Annotated in this window: 42 protein-coding genes; 28 read left to right on the top strand and 14 right to left on the bottom strand. The window is 68.2% G+C overall.

Features of this window, described 5'->3' with window-relative positions:
* Positions 1–325: 325 nt before the first annotated feature.
* The 9 genes from ACQUST_RS04340 (at position 326) to ACQUST_RS04300 (ending at position 7505) form a co-directional block, all read left to right on the top strand.
* Positions 326–2860, top strand: coding sequence for a hypothetical protein (locus tag ACQUST_RS04340; RefSeq protein ID WP_435125378.1), 2535 nt, complete (start codon positions 326–328; stop codon positions 2858–2860).
* Positions 2857–3039 (top strand): hypothetical protein, encoded by a 183-nt coding sequence (locus tag ACQUST_RS04335; protein ID WP_435125376.1) that lies wholly within the window; start codon positions 2857–2859, stop codon positions 3037–3039. Before ACQUST_RS04340 ends, ACQUST_RS04335 begins: the two co-directional genes overlap by 4 nt.
* Positions 3036–3260, top strand: a complete 225-nt coding sequence (locus ACQUST_RS04330) for a hypothetical protein (RefSeq protein WP_435125373.1) — start codon at positions 3036–3038, stop codon at positions 3258–3260. The genes ACQUST_RS04335 and ACQUST_RS04330 overlap by 4 nt, the downstream gene beginning before the upstream one ends.
* Positions 3260–3496, top strand: coding sequence for a hypothetical protein (locus ACQUST_RS04325; RefSeq protein ID WP_435125370.1), 237 nt, complete (start codon positions 3260–3262; stop codon positions 3494–3496). The genes ACQUST_RS04330 and ACQUST_RS04325 overlap by 1 nt, the downstream gene beginning before the upstream one ends.
* Positions 3493–5985, top strand: coding sequence for a hypothetical protein (locus ACQUST_RS04320; RefSeq protein WP_435125367.1), 2493 nt, complete (start codon positions 3493–3495; stop codon positions 5983–5985). Before ACQUST_RS04325 ends, ACQUST_RS04320 begins: the two co-directional genes overlap by 4 nt.
* Complete coding sequence (locus tag ACQUST_RS04315; RefSeq protein WP_435125364.1) at positions 5986–6360, top strand: hypothetical protein; 375 nt, start codon at positions 5986–5988, stop codon at positions 6358–6360.
* Positions 6357–6830, top strand: coding sequence for a hypothetical protein (locus ACQUST_RS04310; RefSeq protein WP_435125362.1), 474 nt, complete (start codon positions 6357–6359; stop codon positions 6828–6830). Before ACQUST_RS04315 ends, ACQUST_RS04310 begins: the two co-directional genes overlap by 4 nt.
* Complete coding sequence (locus tag ACQUST_RS04305) at positions 6827–7234, top strand: hypothetical protein (RefSeq protein ID WP_435125359.1); 408 nt, start codon at positions 6827–6829, stop codon at positions 7232–7234. Before ACQUST_RS04310 ends, ACQUST_RS04305 begins: the two co-directional genes overlap by 4 nt.
* 76 nt (positions 7235–7310) lie before the next feature.
* The gene (locus ACQUST_RS04300; RefSeq protein ID WP_435125357.1) at positions 7311–7505 is read left to right on the top strand and encodes a DUF2188 domain-containing protein; all 195 of its coding nucleotides are present in this window, start codon (positions 7311–7313) and stop codon (positions 7503–7505) included.
* Between the two features lie 30 nt (positions 7506–7535).
* On the opposite strand, the gene ACQUST_RS04295 is transcribed toward ACQUST_RS04300, so the two are convergent.
* Positions 7536–8228, bottom strand: a complete 693-nt coding sequence (locus tag ACQUST_RS04295) for an AN1-type zinc finger domain-containing protein (RefSeq protein ID WP_435125355.1) — start codon at positions 8226–8228, stop codon at positions 7536–7538.
* A 77-nt stretch (positions 8229–8305) separates the two neighbouring features.
* Positions 8306–8824: a twin-arginine translocation signal domain-containing protein gene (locus ACQUST_RS04290; RefSeq protein ID WP_435125352.1), complete on the bottom strand. Its 519-nt coding sequence runs from the start codon at positions 8822–8824 to the stop codon at positions 8306–8308.
* Between the two features lie 452 nt (positions 8825–9276).
* Between ACQUST_RS04290 and ACQUST_RS04285 the strand changes: the two genes are divergently transcribed.
* Entirely contained in the window at positions 9277–9525 is a 249-nt protein-coding gene (locus ACQUST_RS04285) for a hypothetical protein (RefSeq protein WP_435125350.1), read from the top strand.
* A gap of 1 nt (position 9526) precedes the next feature.
* A complete protein-coding gene (locus ACQUST_RS04280) occupies positions 9527–9730 on the top strand; it encodes a hypothetical protein (protein ID WP_435125347.1) in 204 nt (67 codons plus the stop codon).
* 2 nt (positions 9731–9732) lie between these two features.
* On the opposite strand, the gene ACQUST_RS04275 is transcribed toward ACQUST_RS04280, so the two are convergent.
* Positions 9733–9984, bottom strand: a complete 252-nt coding sequence (locus tag ACQUST_RS04275; RefSeq protein ID WP_435125346.1) for a hypothetical protein — start codon at positions 9982–9984, stop codon at positions 9733–9735.
* Between the two features lie 112 nt (positions 9985–10096).
* Complete coding sequence (locus ACQUST_RS04270) at positions 10097–10285, bottom strand: hypothetical protein (RefSeq protein ID WP_435125344.1); 189 nt, start codon at positions 10283–10285, stop codon at positions 10097–10099.
* 155 nt (positions 10286–10440) lie between these two features.
* Here ACQUST_RS04270 and ACQUST_RS04265 point away from each other — a divergent pair, with 155 nt between their 5' ends.
* On the top strand, positions 10441–10662 hold the full coding sequence (locus ACQUST_RS04265) for a winged helix-turn-helix transcriptional regulator (protein WP_435125342.1): 222 nt from the start codon (positions 10441–10443) through the stop codon (positions 10660–10662).
* On the opposite strand, the gene ACQUST_RS04260 is transcribed toward ACQUST_RS04265, so the two are convergent.
* Positions 10647–10835 carry a hypothetical protein gene (locus ACQUST_RS04260; RefSeq protein WP_435125340.1) on the bottom strand — a complete coding sequence of 63 codons (189 nt, stop codon included), beginning with the start codon at positions 10833–10835 and terminating at the stop codon, positions 10647–10649. The two genes, ACQUST_RS04265 and ACQUST_RS04260, sit on opposite strands and share 16 nt — an antisense overlap.
* A gap of 282 nt (positions 10836–11117) precedes the next feature.
* On the opposite strand from ACQUST_RS04260, the gene ACQUST_RS04255 reads away from it, so the two are divergent.
* The 12 genes from ACQUST_RS04255 to ACQUST_RS04200 all read left to right on the top strand — a co-directional run bounded on the left by ACQUST_RS04255 (position 11118) and on the right by ACQUST_RS04200 (position 15706).
* Positions 11118–11372 carry a hypothetical protein gene (locus ACQUST_RS04255; protein WP_435125338.1) on the top strand — a complete coding sequence of 85 codons (255 nt, stop codon included), beginning with the start codon at positions 11118–11120 and terminating at the stop codon, positions 11370–11372.
* Positions 11369–11584 (top strand): hypothetical protein, encoded by a 216-nt coding sequence (locus ACQUST_RS04250; protein WP_435125335.1) that lies wholly within the window; start codon positions 11369–11371, stop codon positions 11582–11584. Before ACQUST_RS04255 ends, ACQUST_RS04250 begins: the two co-directional genes overlap by 4 nt.
* Complete coding sequence (locus ACQUST_RS04245; protein ID WP_435125334.1) at positions 11581–11883, top strand: hypothetical protein; 303 nt, start codon at positions 11581–11583, stop codon at positions 11881–11883. Before ACQUST_RS04250 ends, ACQUST_RS04245 begins: the two co-directional genes overlap by 4 nt.
* Positions 11880–12056 carry a hypothetical protein gene (locus tag ACQUST_RS04240; protein WP_435125332.1) on the top strand — a complete coding sequence of 59 codons (177 nt, stop codon included), beginning with the start codon at positions 11880–11882 and terminating at the stop codon, positions 12054–12056. The genes ACQUST_RS04245 and ACQUST_RS04240 overlap by 4 nt, the downstream gene beginning before the upstream one ends.
* On the top strand, positions 12053–12187 hold the full coding sequence (locus ACQUST_RS04235) for a hypothetical protein (RefSeq protein WP_435125329.1): 135 nt from the start codon (positions 12053–12055) through the stop codon (positions 12185–12187). Before ACQUST_RS04240 ends, ACQUST_RS04235 begins: the two co-directional genes overlap by 4 nt.
* Complete coding sequence (locus ACQUST_RS04230; RefSeq protein ID WP_435125328.1) at positions 12184–12477, top strand: hypothetical protein; 294 nt, start codon at positions 12184–12186, stop codon at positions 12475–12477. The genes ACQUST_RS04235 and ACQUST_RS04230 overlap by 4 nt, the downstream gene beginning before the upstream one ends.
* Positions 12474–12629: a hypothetical protein gene (locus ACQUST_RS04225; RefSeq protein WP_435125325.1), complete on the top strand. Its 156-nt coding sequence runs from the start codon at positions 12474–12476 to the stop codon at positions 12627–12629. The genes ACQUST_RS04230 and ACQUST_RS04225 overlap by 4 nt, the downstream gene beginning before the upstream one ends.
* Positions 12622–13065 (top strand): hypothetical protein, encoded by a 444-nt coding sequence (locus ACQUST_RS04220; protein ID WP_435125323.1) that lies wholly within the window; start codon positions 12622–12624, stop codon positions 13063–13065. The genes ACQUST_RS04225 and ACQUST_RS04220 overlap by 8 nt, the downstream gene beginning before the upstream one ends.
* 112 nt (positions 13066–13177) lie before the next feature.
* Positions 13178–13576, top strand: a complete 399-nt coding sequence (locus ACQUST_RS04215; protein WP_435125320.1) for a hypothetical protein — start codon at positions 13178–13180, stop codon at positions 13574–13576.
* Positions 13577–13651: 75 nt separating this feature from the next.
* Positions 13652–13948 (top strand): hypothetical protein, encoded by a 297-nt coding sequence (locus tag ACQUST_RS04210; protein ID WP_435125317.1) that lies wholly within the window; start codon positions 13652–13654, stop codon positions 13946–13948.
* Positions 13949–14087: 139 nt separating this feature from the next.
* Positions 14088–14624, top strand: coding sequence for a hypothetical protein (locus tag ACQUST_RS04205; RefSeq protein WP_435125315.1), 537 nt, complete (start codon positions 14088–14090; stop codon positions 14622–14624).
* The gene (locus ACQUST_RS04200) at positions 14621–15706 is read left to right on the top strand and encodes a tyrosine-type recombinase/integrase (protein ID WP_435125312.1); all 1086 of its coding nucleotides are present in this window, start codon (positions 14621–14623) and stop codon (positions 15704–15706) included. Before ACQUST_RS04205 ends, ACQUST_RS04200 begins: the two co-directional genes overlap by 4 nt.
* Before the next feature lie 145 nt (positions 15707–15851).
* On the opposite strand, the gene ACQUST_RS04195 is transcribed toward ACQUST_RS04200, so the two are convergent.
* The 4 genes from ACQUST_RS04195 to ACQUST_RS04180 all read right to left on the bottom strand — a co-directional run bounded on the left by ACQUST_RS04195 (position 15852) and on the right by ACQUST_RS04180 (position 17530).
* Positions 15852–16475 carry an SLC13 family permease gene (locus ACQUST_RS04195; RefSeq protein WP_435125309.1) on the bottom strand — a complete coding sequence of 208 codons (624 nt, stop codon included), beginning with the start codon at positions 16473–16475 and terminating at the stop codon, positions 15852–15854.
* A 2-nt stretch (positions 16476–16477) separates the two neighbouring features.
* Complete coding sequence (locus ACQUST_RS04190) at positions 16478–17014, bottom strand: VIT1/CCC1 transporter family protein (RefSeq protein ID WP_435125306.1); 537 nt, start codon at positions 17012–17014, stop codon at positions 16478–16480.
* Between the two features lie 101 nt (positions 17015–17115).
* Positions 17116–17259: a hypothetical protein gene (locus ACQUST_RS04185; RefSeq protein WP_435125304.1), complete on the bottom strand. Its 144-nt coding sequence runs from the start codon at positions 17257–17259 to the stop codon at positions 17116–17118.
* Between the two features lie 43 nt (positions 17260–17302).
* Complete coding sequence (locus ACQUST_RS04180) at positions 17303–17530, bottom strand: DUF7385 family protein (RefSeq protein ID WP_435125301.1); 228 nt, start codon at positions 17528–17530, stop codon at positions 17303–17305.
* Positions 17531–17726: 196 nt separating this feature from the next.
* Between ACQUST_RS04180 and eif1A the strand changes: the two genes are divergently transcribed.
* On the top strand, positions 17727–18011 hold the full coding sequence (gene eif1A, locus ACQUST_RS04175; RefSeq protein WP_435125299.1) for a translation initiation factor eIF-1A: 285 nt from the start codon (positions 17727–17729) through the stop codon (positions 18009–18011).
* Between the two features lie 94 nt (positions 18012–18105).
* On the opposite strand, the gene ACQUST_RS04170 is transcribed toward eif1A, so the two are convergent.
* On the bottom strand, positions 18106–18342 hold the full coding sequence (locus ACQUST_RS04170; RefSeq protein ID WP_435125296.1) for a hypothetical protein: 237 nt from the start codon (positions 18340–18342) through the stop codon (positions 18106–18108).
* Positions 18343–18468: 126 nt separating this feature from the next.
* A complete protein-coding gene (locus tag ACQUST_RS04165; protein ID WP_435125293.1) occupies positions 18469–19221 on the bottom strand; it encodes a GTP cyclohydrolase IIa in 753 nt (250 codons plus the stop codon).
* A 218-nt stretch (positions 19222–19439) separates the two neighbouring features.
* On the opposite strand from ACQUST_RS04165, the gene ACQUST_RS04160 reads away from it, so the two are divergent.
* A complete protein-coding gene (locus ACQUST_RS04160) occupies positions 19440–19583 on the top strand; it encodes a hypothetical protein (protein WP_435125290.1) in 144 nt (47 codons plus the stop codon).
* A gap of 127 nt (positions 19584–19710) precedes the next feature.
* Here the strand turns inward: ACQUST_RS04160 and ACQUST_RS04155 are convergent, their stop codons facing one another.
* From ACQUST_RS04155 to ACQUST_RS04145, 3 genes are all read right to left on the bottom strand, one after another.
* Positions 19711–20109, bottom strand: a complete 399-nt coding sequence (locus ACQUST_RS04155; RefSeq protein ID WP_435125287.1) for an OsmC family protein — start codon at positions 20107–20109, stop codon at positions 19711–19713.
* Between the two features lie 150 nt (positions 20110–20259).
* Positions 20260–21240 carry a PLP-dependent cysteine synthase family protein gene (locus ACQUST_RS04150; RefSeq protein ID WP_435125284.1) on the bottom strand — a complete coding sequence of 327 codons (981 nt, stop codon included), beginning with the start codon at positions 21238–21240 and terminating at the stop codon, positions 20260–20262.
* Positions 21241–21315: 75 nt separating this feature from the next.
* On the bottom strand, positions 21316–21624 hold the full coding sequence (locus ACQUST_RS04145; RefSeq protein ID WP_435125282.1) for a DUF5798 family protein: 309 nt from the start codon (positions 21622–21624) through the stop codon (positions 21316–21318).
* 135 nt (positions 21625–21759) lie between these two features.
* Between ACQUST_RS04145 and ACQUST_RS04140 the strand changes: the two genes are divergently transcribed.
* Both ACQUST_RS04140 and surE read left to right on the top strand, forming a co-directional pair.
* Positions 21760–22116, top strand: coding sequence for a PRC-barrel domain-containing protein (locus tag ACQUST_RS04140; protein ID WP_435125280.1), 357 nt, complete (start codon positions 21760–21762; stop codon positions 22114–22116).
* 38 nt (positions 22117–22154) lie between these two features.
* Positions 22155–22964, top strand: coding sequence for a 5'/3'-nucleotidase SurE (gene surE, locus ACQUST_RS04135; protein WP_435125275.1), 810 nt, complete (start codon positions 22155–22157; stop codon positions 22962–22964).
* Positions 22965–23059: the final 95 nt, after the last annotated feature.

Genomic DNA, 23059 nt, shown 5'->3' with positions numbered 1-23059 from the left:
CGGCGGGTCGGGGTCGTCAACGGGCGGCGGGCCGGGCGGCTCAATTCCTGGCGCCCCAGACGACAGCAGCGGCGGCAGCGGCGACACGTCCAGCAGCACGGCGTCGAGCACCGACGAGAACAGCCTGGACGCACCGGGCGGCGCCGGCGCCAACGCCGACACGCCGACCGCACCTGACAGCAGTGATGGCGGCGACAGCAGCGGCGGGTCGGGGTCGTCAACGGGCGGCGGGCCGGGCGGCTCAATTCCTGGCGCCCCAGACGACAGCAGCGGCGGCAGCGGCGACACGTCCGGCTCCGAGACCAGCGGCTCCGGCCAGCCCGCGATGGACGCACCGGGCGGCGCCGGCGCGGACGCCGACACGCCGACGGCTGCTGAAGCCGCCGACAGCGTCGGCGACGACGGCGGCACCGTGTCGTCCGGCGACGACGTGAACGACGTCCGTGCGGACCGGCTGTTCGGCGGAGATGGGTCGACGCGGCAGCAGATCGTCGAGACGGCGCGTGACCTGTCCAACCGCGCCGTCGGCGGTGACGGCGGCGGCGGGCAGCAGTCCGGCTCCGCGCCGAGTGGGCCGCCGGGGACGGACGAGTTGAACGGCGACATGATCTTCGGCGGGGACGAGCAGCGTGACGTGTCGTACGGGGAGCGCGGCGGCGCCGGCCTCACCGAGCAGGAAGCCTCGGCGGTCATCGGGTCGTTCGCAGTGAACAACCCGGGGCTGGTCGATACGGGCGCCGGCGACGGCACCGGCCGGTACAACATCGACGATCTCGGTGTGCGCCGGACGGCTGACGGCGGCCTCGCGGTCGTCGCCCGCGGCACCGGCGGCGGTGCGGCGCCGACGCGGCGATTCGGGACGACCGGGACGCCGGGGCTGGCCGCGCAGGGCGTCGTCGACGACACCGCGCGCGCGAACCAGTCCCGAAGCTTCGGCACCACCGGGACGCCAAGGCTCGCCGCCGGCCCACGGTCCCGACAGCTGCAAAACGACCGGCAGAGGATTCAGGCACGCGTCGACTCGCTGGTGAACGCCGAGACTGAGGCAGGCCGACGCTATCAGGCGGCGCTCACCCGCGAGTACCAAGAGGAGAACATCGGGACCGTCCAAGACCGCGTTCAGGACCAGCTTCGCCAGCAACAGGCCCAGACACAGGGGGAACTGTACGACTTCGACTGGTCGGCCGGCCTCGGGGATGGTGCGACGGACGAAGTCGAACAGTTCGTCGATGACACCACCTCGAATATCGGAGACTGGTTCCGAGGGAAAGGCCAATCGCTGGAAGAGGCCGCGAACCGGCGTGCCGCACGGTCGGCCAACAGCGGCGTCACGTCTGCATCCACAGGCCCCGCAGCCACGCTCCGCATCGGGGGCGAGTTCGCCGGGGCAGCCGGGTCGGTCGCAGGGGAGCTTGCAGAGCTGCCCGCTGTCGGCCTTGAAGCCGTGGAAGGCGCAGGGTACCTCGTCGGAGGGCTTCCGGTTGCTGGTGGCTCCCGGCCCGAAACGTTCCGCCGTCTCGGGGTCGGTGCCGACTACGCGAAACGGGCCGCAGGGCAGACCATCCGAAACGCAAAGCGGAATCCGCGGAATTTCGCCGCGGAAACGTTCGTGTCAGCTGGCCTCGGAGCGGCGTCACAGGCCGGGAAACTATCCCGGGTGACGCCAGATGCCGACACCTCAATCCGCCGGTCAGCAACCGGGTCAGCTCGGACGTACCGAGACGCAGTCGGCAGCATCGACATCGACTCCGGAGACGTCTGGAGCCAAATCCGAGACGAGTTCACTGGGGTCTCTCGCGGCCAAGGGAACATCGCCCCGAGAGGGGGAAACGACGTCAAGACGGCCTCGGATATCTTCGACACAGACGAGGAGATCGACGAAGCCGTGTCCTCAGATCAGGTCGAGACCGACGGGCAGCAGCTGATGCTGACCAAGCAGGTCCAGAAACAGACAGACGCCGAGGCCGAAGGTCAGACCGCCGAGACCGCGTCGGAGGCGCAGGCCTACCAGGACATGCAGCTGGATGTGGAGGAGCTGAAGTCGGAGTTCGCGGACCAGTCCACAACGACCACCACAGCCACCGAGGCGGCGTCGGCGGATGGTGTGGCAACGACGACAACCGCCACCGCTGCGGCGATGAAGGAGGGAAAGCAGACTCAGAAAACAGCCGAGGCGACCCAGGACGTCGTTGGAGGTGTCACCGTCGGAATGCAGGCAACGGACACGATGCAGGGGCTGGAGACGCTTCTGGGGAGGCAAGAGACCATGGCGGATACGACCCAGGCTCTCAAAACGAGGCTGCGGACCCAGCAGCGAACCGCGCAGCGACTCCGTATGAAGACGCGGACCAAGGCAGAGACTCGAACCAAGACGAAAACGAAACAGCGGCTCCGGGAGGAACAGCAGACTGAGTCTGAGCTGGCGGTGAAAACGCGAGATCAAAGCCAGAGGCGCCGGCAGCAGGAACAGGAAAAGAGCCGCACCGGGGAGCAGTTGATCGATGAGTCACCGGGCAGCCGGAAGAAAGACGGTCTGCTTGATGGCGTGTTGGGCGCCGGGTTCGTCGCGGAGACGTTCACGGCGATCGCGACAAAAAGCGGGACGGCAGGCCGCGCGGCGTCTCAGGAGACGCTGGAAGCCGCGCCGCGCGCCGCGAAGCTCACCGGCGAACTGCCGACCGCGGCGGCAGCGTCAGGTTCAGCGGAGACGCAGGCGGCGTTCAACCGCGTCGCCGACACGCTGACTCCGGGAAGCGGCGGCGCGGCCGGCTTCGACCTCGGCGTCAACGACGACGGCGGCAACGGAGGTGACAGCAGCGATGCGTTCAGCCTCGACGTCGGCTTCGGAGGTGACGGATGAACGCGTACCGCGCGCCGTTCGCCCTGCTCACCGTCATCATGCTGACAGCGGCGCTTCCGGCAGCGATGTGGTACATCGGCGCCGCGTCCGGACTCACCACGACCACGAAGTTTTTGGTGACGCTCGTTCCGGTCGCGCTCGCAATCCTGACCGCGGCATCCTGGCTGGAGCCACGATGACGCGCCGAAGCCGCGGCCAAGTCAACATCAGCGACGCGCTGCTCAGCGTGCTCGTCCTCATCGCGCTGGTCGCACTCATCCCGCCGCTCAACACGTTCCTCAACATGATCGCGTCCAGCGCCGACCCGCTGACAGCGACCGTGCTGCAGCTGTTCATCCCGTTCCTGTTCATCGCGCTGCTGATCACCATCGGCGTGTCTGCCCGCGGAGGGGGTGCGTAATGCTGCGCCGCGACCGCCGCGGCCGGCTCACGCTTCCCGACGTCGTGTTCACGCTGTTCAGCGTCGCCTGCCTCGGCGCGCTCACCCCGGTGTTCTACACCCTCCTCAAGCAAAACGCCGGCGAGTTCAGCGCCGGAGAACAGCTGCTGTTCCAGGCGATGGTGCCGGCGCTGCTCGTCGTGATGCTCGCCATGATTTACATCACCGCCGTCGGCGGAGGAGGGACGCGGTCATGACGGCCACGCTCCGCACCGCTACGTTCGCTGTCTTGGCGTCGCTGCTGCTCATCACGGCTGTCCCGGCGCAGGTCGCCGGCGCCAACGCCGGGACGCTCACCGCCGGCTCCGTCCACACTGCTCCGGCGGATTTCGACGCGGCGACGCTGACGAACCTGACCGTCGACGGCACCGGCGACAACGCCTCCGTCGTGATGCAGTCCGGTGTTATCGACGACTTCGAGGATGCCTCGTTGGACGCCGCCTGGAGCGGCGACACCGGCAGCGCCACGATTGTCCAGTCACCGGCATACCACGGCTCGAAGGCCGTCGAGATCAGCGGCGGGGCGTCCGGCGCAAAACTGTTCCGGAGCGCAGACGCGCCGAGCCGCGGGGACACATTCCACGTCGCAGCGCGACTCGGCAACACGACCAGCGACGAGGACGCCTTCGTCTATTTCGGGCGGCAAAGCAGCGACAGCTGGTATCGGATTGAGTTGGAGCAAAGCACCGGCAGCATCGTGCTCGCGAAAAGCGTCAGCGGCACCTACACCGCGCTGGATTCGGTGTCGATGACGCCGACCGGCGGCGTCTGGTTCGACATCGGCGTGAAGTGGCAGAGCGACGGCGACATCAACGTCACAGTCACAAACACGGCGACAGGAGCCGTCACCACGACGCTGACAGCCGACGACAGCACGTTCGACGCCGGCGCCGTCGGCGTCACAAGCCGCCTGGAAACCAACCAGTTCGACTACGTCCGGACAGTTGCGCCGACGACGGCGACCTACGTCGGCGAATCGCACCAGGTGTCCGGGGCACGGCAGGCAGCGATCGACATCGGGACGCTGCACAACGCCTCCGCCGACATCACCGTCGAGTACGACTCCGGCGGCAGCTGGACCGCAGCGAACTCGACGACCGTCACCAGCGCCGGGAACGTGACGTTGTCGCTGCCGTCGGTCGCGTCGTCAACGTGGCGCGTCCGCGTCGAAGTGTCGCGGACGGCGCCCGACGCCGCATTCGCGCTCCGCGACGAACGAATCCTCTTTAATAACAGTGCCCCGGCGGTGGCTGGTGCGTCAGCGTCGCCGAGCGGCGGGGCGACAATCAGCACGACCGACCCGCAGCTCAGCATCGACGTTTCCGACCCCGAGTTCGGATCCGCGCAAGGCGACCAGGTGACGGTGACGTTCTACGACGCGGCTGACGACTCGGTCATCGGCACCGACACGCTGTCCAGCAACGGCACCGCGACAACGACGTGGAGCAACCTCACCGGCGGCTCGCACTCCTGGTACGTCACCGTCGAGGACCAGTACGGAGCAACGACTACCTCCGCGACGTTCACGTTCGCCGCACCCGCCGAACTCCGGCTGTACAACGAGTCAGCGCCCCAGCAGCTGCTGACGAACACCACCGTCACCGTAAACCTGTACTTCGAAAACGGCTCCGGGCCGGCGCTGATCGTGAACCGGACAGTCCCCGACGGCGTCATGAACATGACCGGGCTGCCGGTCGACGAGCCGTTCATCGTCGCCGCCGAAGCACCCGGGTTCGTCGACCGCCGAATCTACGTGACGTCGCTGACGCAGCAGCAGAACCTGTATCTGCTGCCGAGTTCGGCGTCATCAACGCCGGTGCTGTTCACGCTGCAGGATTACACCGGGGACTATCCGCAGCGTTCGACGGTCCTGTTGGTGCAGCGCGGCATCAACGGGACGTACCGGACCGTGTTGGGCGACGAGTTCGGCGCCACCGGGCAGTTCCCGGCGACGCTGAAAACCGGCGCCCGGCACCGACTCGTGCTGCTCAACACCGACACCGGTGAGCGCCGACCAGTCGGGACGTACACGCCGCTTGCCGGCGGAGAACAGACGATTTCGGTGTCGCCGCTCGGCAACGTCGACATCGGCGGCGTCGCGCCGTCGGTCATCTGGATCCCCGGTACCGGCGTCATCCCGGCCGCGAACAGCTCGACCGTCGGCGCCGCAGTGTCGAACGGCACCGAAAACCTGGACTCGTGGTCCGTGACGGTCGTCCACGACCCGCCGACCGGGTCGAACACGACGCTGTGGACCAGCCCGACCCGGTCGACGACCGGCCGTGCGACCACGACGCTGAACCTCACCGGGCTACGCGGCCAGCTTCACCTTGAAACGACGTACACGGTCGGCGGCATCACCGCGTCAGAGACCTGGACGGTGCAGCTCCAGCCGCAGTTCGACGACTTCGGCTACTCGCTCGTCGGGCTGCTTGACTCCGCGCCGAGCGCGTTGCTTCCGGCCGGCGACGTCGAGGCCGCGTCACGCGCATTCGCGCTGCTGTTCACGGTGCTGACGACCGTCGTCGTCGCGGTCGCGACCGATACGACGTCCGAGTTGACTGCGGGCGTCGCGGTGCTGCTGCTCGCCGCGTTCAGCGTGATCGGCTGGGTTGGCTACGGCCTCGTCACCGTCACCGGCGTCGCCTGGATTGGGTTCGCGGCGCTCCGCAGAGGGGTGGTGTAGATGCGGTTCACGAACATCATTCTCGCCTACCTGATCATCGGCGCCGTCATGTGGGCTGGCGGCGCCGTCGCGTACGGCCAGAGCGGCGTGAACCAGTTCTTCATCCAGGAGGACGACGGGCAGCTGTCGCCCGGCGAGCAGCCCGCACAGGAAGTCAGCGGCGTCGGGAACACCATCAAAAACGTGATTGCGTCGTTCGGCGGGCCGCTCGTCCTGATCTGGAACCTCGTCACCGGGCTGCTCACGTGGCTGAACTGGCCGATCACGGTGCTGCTCGCCGTGAACGCGCCGCCGAAAGTCGTGGTGCTGCTCGGCGGCCCGATGACGGCGTCGTTCTACCTTAGCACGATCAGAGTCGTGAGGAGTTCAGCATGACCCAGGCACACAGAACAGCGGTTTGGCTCGGAGCATGGATCACTGCGGCCGTCGCTGCCGTGGCGGCGGCCGGTGAAGCGGCGGCGCAGACCACGACGCTCGCGCCGTACTATAACGGGTCGTCGCCGCCGCCGACGAACAGCACCTGGATGGACGGCATGGGGCAGGCGTCGCTGCCGAACATCATCGACCTGCTGCTGCGCGTCGGGTCGGTCGTGGTCGGCGGCGGCGGCAGCATCGCCGGCGGGGGCGGCCCGACCGGCCCGATCCTGTTCGGGTTCATGCTGCTCGGCGGCGGCGTCTCAGCCGTGATCGGCTCCGGCATGGGGTCGGTCGCCGCCGGTGTCCTGCTCGTCGCGGTCGCCGCCGGCGTCGTCGCCTTCGGGTTCGTCCCGCAGTGGCTGTTCGCCGTGCTGCTGTTCGGCGTCGGCGTCCTCGCATACCGCGCGTTCGCCTCCATCATCCAATGACCCCGACACCACCGCCCCCAGGGCCCGTCACGCCGAACGGCTCCGTGATCGGCGTCACCGCCGGTCACCGCCCGATCATCGTCCGGGAGGGCCCGGCGTGGCTCGCCGCCGTGCTGTATCAGCCGCCGTCGTGGCTGCCGCTGCTGCTCAGCACCGCCGCGATGCTGCTGGTCGCGGCGGTCGCCGTCACCATCTGGCGGCGTGGCCCGCCGAGCCGCGACGCCGCCGCGGCCGCCGCCGCGAACCTGTGTACGGTGGTTGCGGCGATGCTGCTCATCGGGATGGTGCAGGCGGCGGTCGCGGCGCCGTACGTCGTCGACGTCGCGGCCGCCGGCGGCGGCGCGTGGCTTGTCGGTATCGCGGCGCGGCGAGTGGCGGCGGACATCGCGGCGGAGCGCGCGTGACAGGCCGGCGACGCGGTTCGAGTCCGCGCACGCGCTTCGGGGCGCCCCTACCCGTGCCCCCTTTCAAGCCATGGTAGTGAAAGTCCAATCCGACCCGAAATCAGGCAGCAGAACCGGCGACTGGATCGTCCAGGTCAACAACTCGACTGTGAGCCGACACCGGCTGAAGTCCGCCGCAGTTGACGCTGCTCGGACGCGCGCGAAGAAACGCGGCGACGTCCTGAAAACGCAGAAAACCACCGGGACCTGGCGCACCGTCGCCAGCTACTGACTCGGCGTGCCCGACACGGTTCGCTGAGGGTCACCCGGTTTCTATTTCGGCGCTCATCCACGGGAACTGGTCTGCGTCATTGTGGCTGAGACCGAACACGTGCCCGAGCTCGTGCCGAAGCACCAGCCGCGCGTCGCGTCGACGCATCCCGGTTTCGACAGCCACTGTCGCATCCAGCACCAAGTCGCTGCCTTCTGCCGTCGTGGTTTCGGCGCACCCGACGGCGCTTCCAGACCCGTCGCAGACAACATCTGGTTTGAACTCGATGACGAGCGCGGCGCCGTCTCGGGCCTGTGTTCGCGCGAACGTCACGTTCGCGTCCGCGTAGCGGCTGGCGTGTTCCTCCCAGTGACCCAGTTCTGCCGCCGCGATCTGCTCCGCGGCCGACCCGTTCGGAGCGGCGACGTAGACGTAGACCGGGCGTTGCCCCCACGGATTATCGGGTGTTGAGACAGCGGCGTCCGCCGCGGACGTGACCGTGTGAAGGCCACCGAACTGAACCAGCCACACCGCGCCTGCGAGCAGTACAGCGGCGACGAGCGCTGCCCGGATGGTGCTGCGGTTCGGTGCTGCCGCGGTAACTCGGCTCCGGATACTGCGGGTTCGAGACCCGTCACAGCCGTGGGATTCGGGGAGCCGGTGTTCAGAACAGAACGTCTCCCCGCAGTAGTTGCAAGTGTAGCTCAGAACGGAGCCAGTTCCACAGACGCTACACCCGCTCATTACCCTTTGTTCACCCCGTCTGAATCATAAATCTTCGTGGCTGATTTTGGGTTGGGCGGTAAGATGGGACAGCTGCGCTACTGTTCCGGTGTCGTTGTCGATGTCGCGGAGAGCCCAGCGAACAGCTCCGGCGGCGCGATGGACTTCGGGACAGTGAATGAGACAGTGCCGACGCGCTGTTCGACGTGAAAAACAGAGCCAGAAAAGCCCTTGAACCCGATAAGAAGGAACGTTCGGGTGGGATATTCGACGCCTTCGGAGCGCAGCACCTCGAAGAACGGCACGGTTTTCGGGCCAGAGAACTTCGGCGCGCTCCAGTTCGCAATCCAGCTTTCAGAGTCTGGCTGACTTTCGTGCGCTAACCCGAACGCATCCAACCGATGGTCTTCAGTCAGCGTCACCTCCAGTCCGCTCCCCTGGTTTACGAACGTGATTTTGTCGAAGTTCGCGCCGGAGAACGTCTGCTCCATCGACGCCGTCTCTGGCCCGGTAGTTGATTTCGAGCCGATCGCGTCTTGGACACCGGTGCAGCCGGCGAGCCCTGCGGCGGAAACTGCGGCTAAGAACCCGCGCCGCGTCGCAGTCCGGTCCGTCATGTTAGATCAGCCCGCTGTTCAGCAGGTAGTGCAGGAAGGCAGGTCCGGCGAGCAGAACCGCTCACGCGATCTCTGCCTGCGGACAGGTTCGGGTTGTTGTACGCTGCGATCAGGATTCGTCGCTGTAGTTCGGTTTTGTCGGTCATGGCCGTGGTGACGGCGGCGGGCACCCGGCCGGATTTTTGTGTGTCCGCGTCGTCTACGGTGACGCGGGCTGTGAGTCCCCTAACTCCGGCGCCCGCCTTTCCGTTCCCGTGACTGTCCAGTTCAGCAGTACTTTAAACTAGGCGTCACGTACACCGGTCGTTCACTTCCGCCAACAAGCGTCAGACGCTTCTTCCACTCTGCGGCAGCCTGAACGGTGGAGCGTCGCGGTTCCTGCCGCCGAATTAGTTTCACTTTCAGTCCACGTCCGGCTCAGTTTAAACCGGGAACCGCACCTCCACGCGGATATGGCAGCACGCCAGCACACCCAGTTCGAGATCGTGACGAGCCGCGACGCCGACGAGCCCGAGCCGGTCGACGTCGAAATCAGGGACGCCGAGCGCTTCGACCGCATCGTCGAGCTCTCCCCACGGCGCGCCGAGGCGGTGACGGTCGGCGTCGACGGCGTCGAGGACCCGACGCCGGAGCCAATCGGCCGCGACGACGTCCCGTGGTGGGCGGACGACCTCCTGCGCAGACTCGGGGTCCGTCGGTGATATGGATGACCCGAATCGGCCGCCGCACGCCTACCAGGTCGGCGCGAAGCTGCCGGCGTGGTTCCGGTGTCCGGAGGGCCACGTCGGGCTGCGTCGCCGCCGCGAGTGGGTCCACTGTCCGACCTGCGGCGAGCACCTGGACTTCGACGACGTCGTGGACAAGCGCCACGGCGCCGTCCCCAGGGACGCGCCGCGGCACCCGTGACCTCAGACGGTCGCGACGATCCGGATATGCGTCCCGGCTTTCGGCGACGCGTCCACCAGCGACGCGTTCTCAATGGCGAGACACCGCGTTACCGCCGGCGGGACGGACGGCCGAGACAGCGTCGCTTCGACGGTCCAGCCGGGCCGCGGCCCGGTGTTGGGGCCGAGCGTGTCGACGGCGGCGACCGCCGGGAGTGTCGCGAGCGCCGCGGCGAGGTTGTGGGCGGCGCGTTCCTGCCGCGCGCGGCACCTCATCGCTCAGCGCGCCGCAGGCCGCTCTGGCAGCCGGCGCAGACGTCCGCGTCGGCCGGGCCGCGGATCATCACGGAGCCGCACAGCGCGCACGTCGCGCCATACACGCGAGCGTTCATAGCGGACACCCGTCGCGGTGCGTCGCGTCCTGTTCGTGGCCGGCGATGACCTCGCAGCCGCAGCCCCGGCACTCGACGAACCGGCAGCCGGTCGGCTCGCCGAACCGGTCGTATTCGGGGAACGGCCCGCGCCACGTCGGTTCGTCGTCGGTACGTTCTTGCGTCGGCAGCGTATTCGTTGACATGGGTAGTCTGGGTTCCGAGACCACCCGCCGCCCGCCTGTACCAGCAGGCGGGCAGATTCTCCGCGAATCCGCCAGACAGCGACGGGTGTTCTCAACTAACACCTCTCGCGCCACCACCATAAATCCTTTGTTGCGGAGAAACAGTAGTTACCATCATGGCCAGCAATACCGACACAGGGAAGCAACGAGTAGCCGATTCAGAGATCGTCGAGTTGTTCCAGAACACCGAAGAACCGTTTCGGACACCCGGCGACATCGCCTCAGCCGTGCCCATCAGCCGGCAGGCAGTCAACAGCCGACTCAGGAAACTCGCCGAAGAAGGAACTTTGCAGCGGCGGAAAGTCGGAGGAGCCGCCGTCGTCTACTGGGCAGAATAATCCCCAGAGGCCGCGGTCGACGCAAGCTCCTTGCCCTCGTCGGTCAGCCAGTATACCTTCGCGGACCCACCGACCTTGCGGCTCGTGAGGTAGCCCTTGTCAACAAGAGATTCCAGCCGCTTGCGCGTGCCCTGAGGAGTCATGCCCAGCTGCTCGTTGAGGTCTCGGACCACTACGAACGGATCTGGTGCCAGAGCGATGAGTCTACAGATCCGCTCATCAGACACCTTCGGCTCTGGCCCCGGCATGAGTACCCGATAATTCTTTCCACGCACCAAGTATCGGACGGTTGGTATCTGTTGTTCCAGAATACCGTTTCTGCAGAACAACTAAGTAGGACCGGCCTAATGACAGAGACATGCGACGCTACGCGGCGGAGTTCGGCGCCCACGAAAACGGCGCCGCCCCGGGACCAAGCCGGGTCGACGCCTCGTGGGGTCGCTAAACCAACGACAATGAAACGTAACAACCCGAAATCGGAAAACGATAGCGGTCACGGCGCGACGACAGCCGCCTGCCCGGACTGCGGCAGCGGCGACACCTACGAGCTCGCGGACGGCCGATACGGCTGCCGGGGCTGCGGCACCTACTTCGACGAGCCAGACTGGCGGCCAACCCGCCGCCCCGACGGCGGCATCCTCGGCGGCGACGGCATGGCAGCACGGCTCGCCGCGGCCGACCCGGACGATGTCGGAGGTGAGTCGGCGTGAGCACCGCCTCCGACCCCGATACGGTGTACGTCACGAAAGCGAACGGCGCCGGCACCACGCTACACAGCCGCCGTGACTGCGTCACCATCACGCGCCCGGACGTCCAGACCGTCATGGAGAAAGACCCGGACGTGTACCCACCGGGCTACGCGCACCGCTGCGCTCGCTGCTGGGACCACACACCCGACGACGTCGGAGGTGAGTCGGCGTGAGCGCGGCGGACGGCGACGCATCTAAACTCTGCGCGGTGTGCGTGTTCGCCGCGGAGACCGGCCGCGTGGACACGGAGCCACGGCCCGCGGTCACTGACACCGGCGACGAGGACAACTACTGCCGGGAGCACGCCGAGACGATGCAGGCGGCGCAGCTCGGCGAAGCCGTCGACCTGCTCAGCGACATCGACTGGCGGTTCATCGACGGCGTCAACGCCGACACCGTCAACGCGTTCCTCCGGGAGGCCGCCGCCGCGTCCAGCTGGACCCACACGCCCGACGAGGTGACCATCGAATGACGAACTTCTTCGGGGTCACGCTCGCCATCCTCATCGCCGCAGTCGGCTCCCTCATCGTGCTCAACGCGCCCACGACGAACGTGCTGCTTGTCGGCATCGGCCTGTTTGGCGCCGCGCTCAGCGTCCTGTGGACCTGGGGGCTCGACCAAGAGTTTCCGGGGGGCGAAGCATGACGGAGTGTATCGACTGTGGGCAGGAGACGCGCGGCGGCGGACGCTGCCCGATCTGCAGCCTCGAACACCAGTTCGGCGCCGAAATCAGCGGCGACGACGGCGACGCCGAGGACGGAGGTGACGAGACGTGACGGCACCGGCAGCAGAAATGGCGTCGCTTTACACGCCCGTGTCCGCGTTTCTGGGGCTCTGGCTGTGGCTGTTTATGGCCGGGATGGGGATAACCGGGCTTCGGGGCACGTGGTGGTTCCGGCGGCGGAGCTGGGAACCCGGCGCCGTCTACCTGCTTCACGTCGCCGTCGTAAGCCTGCTCAGCCCCGTGTTCCTCATCGCGGCAGGAGCCTACCTCCTCGCACGCGGAACCCCTCGGGCTGCCCGGTGGCTTGTATCGACTCCCGGCGACGGAGGTGATGAGCAGTGAGAACTGACCTATCCAAGGTCAACGCGGCCGAACACTACCGGCAGCGCGCCCAGCGCCTCGAGACGAACGAGGCGTTATTCGGCGGCGTCCTGCTCGGCGTGGCCACGTGCTACCTCGGACTGCTGGTATGGCAGGTGGTCGCCCGTGAGTGAGGCTGTGCGTCGGAAACAGTGCAGCGTGCTCGGCGCCGGGGACTGGTCGTGGATCCGGTCGAACCTGGAGTGGCTCGCCGAACTCGGCGTCGACGCCGACGACACGTTCCAGGCGGACGAACTGTCGATCCCGGAAGCCGAGTTCCAGCGGCTCTGCCGCCGCGGCCTTACGGAAAAAGTCGCGGCTGCCTCCGACACAGCCGGGGACGGCGCGACGTGGCGGCTCGGCGACGGCGTCCGCGACGCCATCGATGACGCCATCGCCGACGCGGACTGGCTGCCGTGCGGCCACCGGCCGTTCCGAAACCCGCGCGGCGTCGACGGCTACACCTGCCTCGTCGACGCCTGTGACGCCATCTACACGCGTGGAGAGATCCGGGCCGCACTCCGGTCGAACCGCAGCCGCGCCGACGCCATCACGGAGGGGCAGCGATGAGCGCGGTGAGAACGTGCCGGTTCGGGCACCACTACTACACCGGTTCAACCTGCCCGCTGTGTGACTTCCTCGGCCGTGAACCGCTCAAACGCGCCTACAACGGAGGTCGGCGATGACTTCACTCCCCGACGACGACCGCGAACGGTTCAAACAGTCCGAAGAAACCTGTCAAGAGGATCACGGAGGGGCAGCGATGAACGTCGCCGGCTACCGCGTCACGGTCCGCTGGCGCAAAGTTCTTCGCGACCTCGCAAAGATCGGCGTCGCCGGTGCCGCGGTGCTCGCTGCCGGCTACCTCGACGCAGCAGTAGTCACCGCCCCGGCCATCGACGTGTACGGGGATTTCATCGCCGCCGGTTACCCCGAGCTTCTCGCTCTGGTGGCCTCCGGCATCTTCCTCACCATAGTCGGTCTGTGTATCGGTAGCCTCCTGTGGATCGTGCTCAATTTGCTCTGGATCATGCAGCCGTGGGTGACGGTCCAAACCGACGACGGAGGTGACGAGGCGTGACGGACCTGCCCGAGGACTACCGGCGCGACCTCGAACAGTCCGAAGAGACCCGCCGCCGCTACCAGGAGGTGGACGATGCAGCGTGACGAGCGCGCGCAGATGATCGCCGTCGGCATGAGTCTCGCCGACATCATCAACCGCAGTAAAGCCGGGCAGGACGTCGGCGACGCCATCCAGACCGCGCGCAGCCAGCTGCCGGTCAGCGACGACCACAGCGCCGCCGCCGAACTCGACGCGGCCGCCGACGCCGACGACCCGGTCGACGTCCGGTACCACGCGCGGAGCGCCGCGCAGCTGCTCGCCGCCGACTTCACGTACTTCTCGGCAGACGGCTCCGGGTTCACCACCGCCGCCGGAGGTGACCGGCGGTGACGCCGGCGGCGGAGCCGTGGCGGACACGGTGCCCGGACGGCCACTGCAGCATCCGGCATCGGAACGACGGCACCATCTACTGCCAAGTCTGCCAGACCGAGTACCGCGCAGCAGTCGACGCGAAAACAGGGAGGGCGCTATGAGCACCGACACCACACACGACGACGTCCAAGAGGCCCAGAACACCGCCGAAGACACGGCGGCGAAGTACCGCGGCGCCGACGTGTCCGCGGCGGACTGGCGGGACGCCGCCGCGCCGACCACCCAGTGCCGGACGTGCGGCGCGGCCATTCCGGCCGGCGTCGCCCGCGTCGCCGGCGACAACACCGGCTGCATCCCCGCCTGCCCGACGTGCATGAACCGCTACGAGCCCGCCGGCACCGGGCTCACCGAGCATCTCCGCGCCACCGCGAAGTTCCGCGACCTGTTCGGGACCGGCGTCGACGACCCCGAAGCCGCCTTGGTCACCCACCGCGTCCACCGCACCCGCGGCAGCCACGACCCCGACACCATCATCGAAACCTGCCGCATCGCCACCGAGCGCCCCGACGCCGTCGACGCCGCCGAACTCCGCCGCATCCGCAGCGGCGTCGGCGACAAACTCGGCGACGACTGGGACACCGCGCGTGACGCACTCCGAGACGCCATCGACGCCACCGCCGGAGGTGACCGATGACAGGCGGCGGGTTCGGGGACATGCCGGACGACCCGTCAGACCTGACGGTTCACCGAGCGACTGAGCTGTTCCTCGAGTCGAAATCGGTCGACGTAACGGAGAAAACCGTGAAGGACTACCGCGACCGGCTCCGGTGGTTCGTGAACTGGTGTGAGGAGAACGGCATCAAAACCGTCGGCGATCTCAGCGGCATGGCCATCGACCGGGCGCGCGCCGCGCGAGCGAACGAAGGCGTCGCCCCCACCACGCTGAAAGGCATGATGGTCGCGATCAACCAGCTCGTCGACTACCTCGTCGGCATCGGCGCCGTCGACGAACAGCTGGTTGAAAGCGTCGACATCCCGAGCCTCGACACCGCCGAGGAAACCAGCGACACGCTCCTCGACGAACAGACCGCCACCAACCTCCTGGAGTTTTACCGGGACTCACCCGGTGACTACGCCGACGCGCACCACACGTTCCTCGAACTTTCTTGGAACACGGGCGCCCGCATGGGCGGGTTGCTCGCGCTCGATCTCCAAGACTACGACGTCATCAATGACGACGGAGCTGTCTCCGGCGGCGTCCTTCGCTTCCGGCATCGGCCAGAGTCAGAGACGCCGCTGAAGAACAAGACGAAGGGCGAACGCGTCGTCCGAATCTCGAAAGAGGTCGCGGAGGTGCTGCAGTACTACATCGCCCGTGACCGGTCGGATAAACGCGACGACCATGGCCGCGAACCGTTGCTGTGCGGCCACCAGGGCCGTCCGAGCGAGTCCACGCTTCGCGCGTGGAGCTACCTCGCGACGCAGCCGTGTGCCTACATGGCGTGTCCGCACGGCGAACAGCGGGAGACGTGCCAGTTCCGGAAGCGGAACCACGCGAGCAAGTGTCCGTCGAGCCGGTCACCGCACCAGATCCGGTCCGGGTCGATCACGTGGCAGCTGAATCGCGGGATCCCGCTGGAGCACGTCGCTGAACGCGTGAACGCGTCGCCGGAAGTGATCGCCCGGTTCTACGATAAAGCCGCTGACGAGCGGAAAATGCGGCGCCGGGAGCAATACACCGAGGATCTCGATATCAACACGGAGGACGAATCATGACCTGTCAGAAGCAACAGAAAGGCGTGTCGTACAGCAGGGTGCGGAATCCGGGAGAAATCGGTATCCCTCCGACCCCATCCACATCTTAGCCGTTTCGTATCATTCCCGAGAGGTACTTTTCAGAAACAAACCCTCGTGGACGTGTTCAGAGCAGCAACACCCAGGTGTACCGGACTGTGAGCAGCATCAGCGCCGTGGAGACGACGACCATGATGGCGTCGAGTCGGACGCCGGCTCGGAGCATGTGTTCGCGGCCGATGCTTCCGGTTCCGAAGGCGATGGCGTTCGGCGGCGTGGCGACGGGGAGCGCGAACCCGTAGCTGGCGGCGACGGCGCCAGTGAGTGCGATGAAGGCGGCTGCGGTGGCGGCTGACGTGCCGAGGACGTCGGCGTACCGCGGGCCGATGGTGATGAGCACGGGTGCGAAGATGGCGACGACGGCCGTGTTCGAGGCGAGTTCGCTGAGTAGCACCGTCACGGCGACGACGGCGAGCGTGACGAGCAGGATTGGGGCGCCGACGAGCGTGCCGAACGTGGCGTCTGCGAGCCACCGCGTCGCGTCCGTCGCGCCGAAGCCGTCCGCGAGCGCGAGGCCGCCGCCGAGCAGGAGGAGCGTCCCCCAGTCGATTTCGCGGACGTCGTCCCAGTCGAGGCAGTCGGCGGCGAGCAGCGTCGGCACGGCCGGCGAGAGGCCGTTCAGCGGCGCGGCGAGGACCGCGCCGGTCGCGGCGACCGCGGCGAGCAGCGAGACGGACTGTCTGGGCGGCATCGTCACGCGACGCCGCTCAGCGCCGCGCCCGCCGCGTACGCGACGGACGCGGCGAGCAGCCCGATTCCGAGCATCTCGGCGCCGCTCCGGTACCAGCTTCGGCGCGTGACGAACGTCCGGCTGGCGCCGACGAGAAAGAACACCGCGGCCGTGGTGAGCACGGAGAGTTCGAACAGCGGCCGGAGCGAGAGCAGGTACGGGACCAGCGGCGTCCAGCCGGCGGCGACGAACGCGAGGAACGTCACGGCGGCCGTGCGGGTCGGCGTCTTCCCGTCCGTGCCGGCGGCGCCGACGGCGGCCTGGTAGGCGAGGTCCGAGCGACGGCTGAGGTAGTTACTCATCCCCATCGAGAAGCCGTCGGCGAGCAGGTTCGCGACGCCGAGCACGACGACGATGCCGGGGTCGAGCGCGGCGCCGGCGACGCCGGCGACCACCGCGAACGTCGTGACGATGCCGTCGTTCGCTCCGTAGACCGCCTCGGCGATGTACGCGCCCGACGGCGAGGCGACGTCGCCTCCGTCGAGCAGTCGTGTGAGCATGGGTTTGCTCCCATCGACCGGCGACATAGTCGTACTGGGGAGCGGCGGTCTCGCGGCCCGGTGACCGCTCGGGTGGCGTCGCGGCTGCTCCGCGTTCGACGCTACTCCCGCCGGTCGCGGACGGCGTCGACGACGAGCGACTCGAAGCCGCAGTCCCGGCAGAGGAACGTCCCGTCCGGACGCTCGTACGTGGCCGTCGACCCGCACTCCGGGCAGGGCCCGTCCGCAGGCTTCGCTTCTGGCATCGTCGGAACTCCGCGCCGTCGTACAAAAAGTGAACTGGCCGACTCAGGCGTGCGTGAAGATGAACGCCTGTTCCTCCTCGACGCCGACGCAGAGGTCGAGCTGTTTCGACAGGTCGAGGCTGGTCGGGTTCTGCTTGCAGACGACGAGGTCGTCGAACGGCTCGCCGCAGGCCGGGCAGGCGACGGCGACGGTGTTCTGGAACGACTTGATGGCCGAGTTCTCCTCGCGCGGCGTCAGCGACGACAGGAGTTCGTCGGTGTCGAGGTCCATACGACCGCCTACGGTTCAGTCCTAATCAATCCCGCGGCGAATCCGACCGGCCGCAGTTCCGACCGCCGACCCTGCAAGCGGCCCGGCGGGGAGTCGCCGTCGCGGTTCGGTCGCCGCGGTTCGGTCGCCACAGACCGTGGTGTCTGGTACCACGTGGAACCCGGCTACTTAAGACGCTGCTCACCCTACGTAAGGCATGAGCAACGAATCAGGACGTCGGGCGCTTCGAATGCCCGACGACGACCAGATGTTCGCGGTCGTCACCGACATGCTCGGTGGCGGCCGCGTACGGCTTCGGTGCGAGGACGGGAAGGAGCGAATGGGCCGAATCCCGGGGCGGATGCGGTTCCGAACGTGGATTCGCGAGGACGACGTCGTCATCATCGAACCGTGGGACTGGCAGGACGAGAAGGCGGACGTCGAGTGGCGCTACGAGAGCGACGCCGCCCAGCAGCTCCGCGAAGAAGGCCACATCGACTGAGCCGCTTCGTCGGGACGGGCGCCGCCGACTACTCCGAGTATTTTCGCCGCGGAGCGCCGCCGCCGCCGTGCGAATCAGGGAGCGGCGTCGACGACTAGTCCGTGTCCTCCGCGAGCGCGCCCTTCGGGTCGCCCTTGTGGTGGAGGTTCCGGTTGTCGCGAGCCTCGGTCGGCGTCTCGGGGATGACGTCGGCGTCGACGTCGGCGCGCGGGACGCCCGTGTAGGCGTGCCCGCGGTGTTCGGCGCAGTGCGCCATCGCGTCGTGGGAGCCCTCCCAGGGCCCGGCGGTGCAGTCGTCGTCCGTACAGACGAACACGGTCTCGCCCGGCATCTCGTCGGAGCCGACTCCCGCCGACACCATAAGACTATTCCCAGGACTTGCCGGTGAAATAATCTATTGGCAGCGCGGAAAGAACCCTTCGGCGGTTCGCTCCGTCCCGGCGGCTTCCGGGGTCGGTCAGGCGAACTCGACGAGCGTCCCCTCGTACCGGCAGTCTTCGAGGGCGTGTTTGGCGTCGATTCCGGCTTCCTGCGGCGTCGCAGCGGCGCCGACGCCGACCTTCAGGTCGACGCCGACCTCGGTCGCGACGTGGTCGATGGCGGCGCGGTAGTCGTCGCCGTCGAGGTCCGGGCAGACCGCGATGACGTTGTCGCCGCCGACGAAAAAGGAGAGCGCGCCGTGCGCCTCCCGCATGTACCGCATCAGCGACGCGTACGCCTGCTCGATGCGGATGAACGAGTCGAACTCGTTCAGCCGGTCGGTGTACTTCGTCGTCGCGTCGTTGACGTCGAAGTGCGCGATGTGGACGTCGGCGTCGGCGGGCTCGGCGACGAACTCGCCGGCGAGCGCCTCGGTGCGTTCGGGTGACTGTGCAGAGCCGGCGGCCTGCACGCGCTCGGTCGCGGCTTCGAGCGCCTCCGCCGGGTCGTCGTCGACGCCGATGCCGAGGCTCACGGTCACCGGGTAGCGGTTCCCGATGGACTCCTGGAGGAGTTCGTGGTCCGTCCGGTCGAGCCCGTTCGTCACCGCGACCATGTTGTCGAACCGCGTGAAGAACACGTAGCCGTCGCGCGACCCGACGAACTGCGCCAGGTCGGCGAACAGCCGCGACTGCATGGTCTGGAGGTCCATCTCCCGGCGCGGCTCCGGCGTCACGGTCCACGGGCCGTAGTTGTCGATCTGGATCAGCGTCAGCTGCGTCGCCGTCACAATACCGGGCTATCGGGCCGTCCCTCTCAAGTACGTTCGTATTCACGAATCTGGAACGCCCGGCGCTCCGCGGGCGCGACGCGGCGGTGAGGCGGCGGTGAGGCGGTGGCGAGGCGTGACGACGAGACCGGCGCGGGGTGCTGCTGAGCGCACGGTCCGCGTTTCAGCGTGTGAACGTCTGACAAAGACTTATACGGCAGTCCGTGCTATCCGATACCATGGAAGAGCGCGACTCACCGTACGTCTTCCGCGACGAGCCGGACGACCCCGTCGGCGACGCCGACGTCACCGGTGCCGACGACGACGTCGTCATCATCGACGGCACCGCGATGACGTACCGAGCCTACCGCGGCACCGAATAGCGCCGCGGCCGACGGCTCCGCGGACGCGCGGCTCTTCGGTCCGGTCTCGTTCTGGAGAAAACGTGGAGAGCAGCGGCGTCCCCGAATCGGGTCAGTCGGGTCGAATCGGGGCGGTGCCGCGGTCGGCTTAGAAGGCGTCCGCGTGCGCCGTGATGTCGGCGTGGAGCCCCTCGCGGAGCGCGGAGTGGACGTGGCAGATGCCCTCGGCGCGCTCGACGATGTCGGCGAGGGTGTCGTCGTCGACGTCGGCCTCGACGAAGATGTCGAAGCTGATGGATTCGAGGTCGTCGTCGTCGTCCAGCGTCGCCTCCGCGTCGATCTGAATCTTGCCGAGGTCGTCGTGACCGCGCTGCTGGCCGCCGACGCGGAACGCCGGCAGGAAGCAGGATGCGTAGTCCGCGACGAGCACGGAGTTCGGGTCCGGCCCGGTCTCACCGGTCGCGTCGATGGTGAGGTCGTAGTCGCCGACCTGACTCGTGCTCGCGAACCCCTCCTCGCTGATGGTGGAAGTCTCGATGTCCGTCATATCCGGTTCGACCATGGACCGCTCGCGGCGTAAACCTTGCCGATGCGGTATGGAACCGACCCACGCCCGAACGACGCGCTCGGCGGCGCGGACGCTGCGGTGTAGACGCGGCAGCGCGGACGCAGCGGCGAAGACGCGGCGCGCGCCCGACTACCCTTCCCACTCCTCGAACGACCGGTAGACGCCCTTCGAGAGGTAGCGCTCGCTGGAGTCGGGGAACAGCGTGACGACGGTGTCGTGCGGCGCGTCGACGTCGCCGTCGCGGATTTCCCGGGCGACTTCGACGGCGGCGAGGCAGTTGGCTGCCGAACTGGACGCCGCGAGGTGGCCCTCCTCACGGGCGAGCCGCGCCATCTCGGCGTGGGTGTCCTCGTCGGCAATCGTCTTGAGGTCGTCCACCTTCTCGGGGTCGAACAGCTCGTTGGTGGCGACATCGTGGGTGCCGATTCCCTCGGTCTTGTACTCGTCGGCCTCGGGGTCTTCGCCGAACAGCCGGCCGTACGTCGACCCTTCGGGCTGCACCGCGACGACGTGCGTCTCTGGGTTCCGTTCGAGCGCGTAGTCGGCCATCCCCATCAGCGTCCCGCCGGTGCCGCAGCCGGCGACGACGGCGCCGACCCCGCCGTCGAGCGCGTCGAACACCTCCGGGGCGGTGGTTTCGTAGTGCGCCTCGGCGTTCAGCGGGTTCGCGAACTGCTGGGGGACGACCGCGTCGTCGAGTTCGGCGGCGAGTTCGTGGGCGCGTTCGACGGCGCCGCCCATGCCGTCCTCGCTCGGCGTGTTGATGACGTCGGCGCCGAGCGCGCGCATGAGCTGCTGCTTTTCGACGCTGAACCGCTCCGGGACGACGAACACCGCGTCGACGCCGAGCTGGCCGGCGGCGACCGCGAACCCGATTCCGGTGTTGCCGGCGGTCGGCTCGACGACGGTGCCGCCGGGCGGGAGGGTGCCGTCGTCGAGCATCGACGCCAGCATGTGCTTGCCGATGCGGTCCTTGACGGACGCGCCGGGGTTGAACGACTCCAGTTTCGCGTACACCGGGACCTCCTCCGGGGCGGCGTGCACCCGGACGAGCGGCGTCTCGCCGACCGTCTCCAGAACGGAGTCGAGCGGCTCGCGGTGCGTGGTCATACGGAGGCAAAGATTGCCCCCGGTTACGTACTTTTCTATCCGGGCGGCGCGGCCCGCCCCGAACTCGGCGGCGTCTCAGGCGTCAGAGTCGTCGACGTCGCCGGCGTCGGAAGAATCGTCGCCGGCCGCGGCGTCTTCCACGGCGCCGGGGTCGGCCGCCGCGACCGCCTCGTCGACGTCGACGTCCTGCGCCTCCGCGACGGCTTCGAGGAGCGCGCGCTGCTCCGCGAACTCCCGTTCGAGGGCGGTGACGCGCTCCTCGGTCGTCTGCACCGACGACTGCAGCTGCTCCACCCGGTCGCGAATCTCGTTCACCTTCGTGTACACCTTCTCGGCGACGTCCGCCACCGTCTGAATCTTCTTCGCCGTGCTTCCGAGGCCCATACTCCGGCTGTGTCGACCCCGGACCGTGGGTCTTGCGGTGCGCGGCTCCCGGGTCAGTCGCGTCCGCGGCACCGTCGGCGACACTCCCGGCTCCGGGAAGAGTTTAAGTGACGTGACGCGAACCGTTCGGCTGTCATGCCCGTCGGCCCCGAGACGCCGTTGACATACCTCGCGGACAAGACGGTGTTCACCGCGGACGGGTACCGCGTCGGCCGCGTCGTCGACGTCGTCATCGACCTCGAGGGAGACGGCGCGCCGGCGCTCGCGCTCGGCGACGTCGACGAGGACACCGTCGGCCAGCTGCCCGACGACGCGGCGGGCGTCCGCATCCCGTACCGCGGCATCCGCGGCGTCGAGGACGCCGTCGTGCTCCGGTGGCGCATCGCAGACGCCGCCCGGTCGCTCGACAGCGCGCCGGGGAGCGGCCCAGACGGCGACGACCGGGACGCCGCCGGCAACGGGGACGACGTCGACGGCGACGTCGTCGTCTGACCGGGGCGCTTTTCCCGTCACCGCCGGACCGGTTCGACATGAGTTCGAGCGGCGAGCAGCGGTTTCTCCTGACGAACGACGACGGCATCGGCACGCCCGGCTTCCGCGCGCTGTACGACGCGCTCTCCGAACTCGGCGAGGTCGTCGCCGTGGCGCCCGCCGAGGACCGGTCGGCGGTCGGCCGGTCGCTGTCGACGTCGGTCACGGTCCACGAACACGAACTCGGCTACGCCATCGACGGGACGCCGGCCGACTGCACCGTCGCCGGCCTCGAGTCGCTGTGCCCGGACGTCGACATGGTCGTCGCCGGCTGTAACAAGGGCGCGAACCTCGGCGCGTACGTCCTCGGCCGCTCCGGCACCGTCTCGGCCGCCGTCGAGGCCGCCTTCTTCGACGTTCCCGCCATCGCCGCGTCGCTGTACGTCCCGGCCGGGACCGGCGAGGACTACACAGACGTCGACGTCGCGGTCGACGACTTCCGGGAGGTCGCGGCGGCGACCCGGTATCTCGCCGAACACGCACCGGACGCCGGGGTGTTCGAGCAGGCCGACTACCTGAACGTGAACGCGCCGTGGCCGGACGACGACGACCCGGCGGCGCTCGAAGTGACGCGGCCGTCGACGCTGTACGAGATGACCGCCGAACGCGACGGCGACACCATCGAACTCCTCGACCGCGTCTGGGACCGCATGGCCGCGGGCGACGTCCCGGACCCCGCCGGGACGGACCGCCGCGCCGTCGTCGACGGCGACATCTCTGTCTCGCCGCTCACCGCGCCGCACACGACCCGGCACCACGAGGCGCTCGACGGACTCGCGGAGACGTACCAGCCGCAGGCGACGCAGTGACCGAGACGGCTGCGCGGGCGCCGCGGGTGAGGCGGGAGAAACGGACGATTCGGGCGACGCTGGTGACGCGGGAGACGCGAAGGGGACACGTTTAT

This window comes from Halobaculum sp. D14, from assembly GCF_051195135.1.
Classification (GTDB): domain Archaea; phylum Halobacteriota; class Halobacteria; order Halobacteriales; family Haloferacaceae; genus JBNTKA01.
This window is presented reverse-complemented; position numbering and strand designations above follow the sequence as displayed.

Coding starts and splice junctions, on each gene's coding strand:
- ACQUST_RS04270 (WP_435125344.1), bottom strand. CDS start 10,285: ATGTCAACGAATACGCTGCCGACGCAAGAACGTACCGACGACGAACCG.
- ACQUST_RS04190 (WP_435125306.1), bottom strand. CDS start 17,014: ATGCTCACACGACTGCTCGACGGAGGCGACGTCGCCTCGCCGTCGGGC.
- eif1A (WP_435125299.1), top strand. CDS start 17,727: ATGAGCAACGAATCAGGACGTCGGGCGCTTCGAATGCCCGACGACGAC.
- ACQUST_RS04335 (WP_435125376.1), top strand. CDS start 2,857: ATGAACGCGTACCGCGCGCCGTTCGCCCTGCTCACCGTCATCATGCTG.
- ACQUST_RS04255 (WP_435125338.1), top strand. CDS start 11,118: ATGAAACGTAACAACCCGAAATCGGAAAACGATAGCGGTCACGGCGCG.
- ACQUST_RS04340 (WP_435125378.1), top strand. CDS start 326: ATGGACGCACCGGGCGGCGCCGGCGCGGACGCCGACACGCCGACGGCT.
- ACQUST_RS04240 (WP_435125332.1), top strand. CDS start 11,880: ATGACGAACTTCTTCGGGGTCACGCTCGCCATCCTCATCGCCGCAGTC.
- ACQUST_RS04160 (WP_435125290.1), top strand. CDS start 19,440: ATGGAAGAGCGCGACTCACCGTACGTCTTCCGCGACGAGCCGGACGAC.
- ACQUST_RS04290 (WP_435125352.1), bottom strand. CDS start 8,824: ATGACGGACCGGACTGCGACGCGGCGCGGGTTCTTAGCCGCAGTTTCC.
- ACQUST_RS04170 (WP_435125296.1), bottom strand. CDS start 18,342: ATGCCGGGCGAGACCGTGTTCGTCTGTACGGACGACGACTGCACCGCC.
- ACQUST_RS04215 (WP_435125320.1), top strand. CDS start 13,178: ATGACTTCACTCCCCGACGACGACCGCGAACGGTTCAAACAGTCCGAA.
- ACQUST_RS04155 (WP_435125287.1), bottom strand. CDS start 20,109: ATGACGGACATCGAGACTTCCACCATCAGCGAGGAGGGGTTCGCGAGC.
- ACQUST_RS04235 (WP_435125329.1), top strand. CDS start 12,053: ATGACGGAGTGTATCGACTGTGGGCAGGAGACGCGCGGCGGCGGACGC.
- ACQUST_RS04200 (WP_435125312.1), top strand. CDS start 14,621: ATGACAGGCGGCGGGTTCGGGGACATGCCGGACGACCCGTCAGACCTG.
- ACQUST_RS04150 (WP_435125284.1), bottom strand. CDS start 21,240: ATGACCACGCACCGCGAGCCGCTCGACTCCGTTCTGGAGACGGTCGGC.
- ACQUST_RS04320 (WP_435125367.1), top strand. CDS start 3,493: ATGACGGCCACGCTCCGCACCGCTACGTTCGCTGTCTTGGCGTCGCTG.
- ACQUST_RS04310 (WP_435125362.1), top strand. CDS start 6,357: ATGACCCAGGCACACAGAACAGCGGTTTGGCTCGGAGCATGGATCACT.
- ACQUST_RS04195 (WP_435125309.1), bottom strand. CDS start 16,475: ATGCCGCCCAGACAGTCCGTCTCGCTGCTCGCCGCGGTCGCCGCGACC.
- ACQUST_RS04265 (WP_435125342.1), top strand. CDS start 10,441: ATGGCCAGCAATACCGACACAGGGAAGCAACGAGTAGCCGATTCAGAG.
- surE (WP_435125275.1), top strand. CDS start 22,155: ATGAGTTCGAGCGGCGAGCAGCGGTTTCTCCTGACGAACGACGACGGC.
- ACQUST_RS04305 (WP_435125359.1), top strand. CDS start 6,827: ATGACCCCGACACCACCGCCCCCAGGGCCCGTCACGCCGAACGGCTCC.
- ACQUST_RS04145 (WP_435125282.1), bottom strand. CDS start 21,624: ATGGGCCTCGGAAGCACGGCGAAGAAGATTCAGACGGTGGCGGACGTC.
- ACQUST_RS04330 (WP_435125373.1), top strand. CDS start 3,036: ATGACGCGCCGAAGCCGCGGCCAAGTCAACATCAGCGACGCGCTGCTC.
- ACQUST_RS04315 (WP_435125364.1), top strand. CDS start 5,986: ATGCGGTTCACGAACATCATTCTCGCCTACCTGATCATCGGCGCCGTC.
- ACQUST_RS04325 (WP_435125370.1), top strand. CDS start 3,260: ATGCTGCGCCGCGACCGCCGCGGCCGGCTCACGCTTCCCGACGTCGTG.
- ACQUST_RS04185 (WP_435125304.1), bottom strand. CDS start 17,259: ATGCCAGAAGCGAAGCCTGCGGACGGGCCCTGCCCGGAGTGCGGGTCG.
- ACQUST_RS04280 (WP_435125347.1), top strand. CDS start 9,527: ATGGATGACCCGAATCGGCCGCCGCACGCCTACCAGGTCGGCGCGAAG.
- ACQUST_RS04295 (WP_435125355.1), bottom strand. CDS start 8,228: ATGAGCGGGTGTAGCGTCTGTGGAACTGGCTCCGTTCTGAGCTACACT.
- ACQUST_RS04285 (WP_435125350.1), top strand. CDS start 9,277: ATGGCAGCACGCCAGCACACCCAGTTCGAGATCGTGACGAGCCGCGAC.
- ACQUST_RS04180 (WP_435125301.1), bottom strand. CDS start 17,530: ATGGACCTCGACACCGACGAACTCCTGTCGTCGCTGACGCCGCGCGAG.
- ACQUST_RS04140 (WP_435125280.1), top strand. CDS start 21,760: ATGCCCGTCGGCCCCGAGACGCCGTTGACATACCTCGCGGACAAGACG.
- ACQUST_RS04205 (WP_435125315.1), top strand. CDS start 14,088: ATGAGCACCGACACCACACACGACGACGTCCAAGAGGCCCAGAACACC.
- ACQUST_RS04275 (WP_435125346.1), bottom strand. CDS start 9,984: ATGAGGTGCCGCGCGCGGCAGGAACGCGCCGCCCACAACCTCGCCGCG.
- ACQUST_RS04210 (WP_435125317.1), top strand. CDS start 13,652: ATGCAGCGTGACGAGCGCGCGCAGATGATCGCCGTCGGCATGAGTCTC.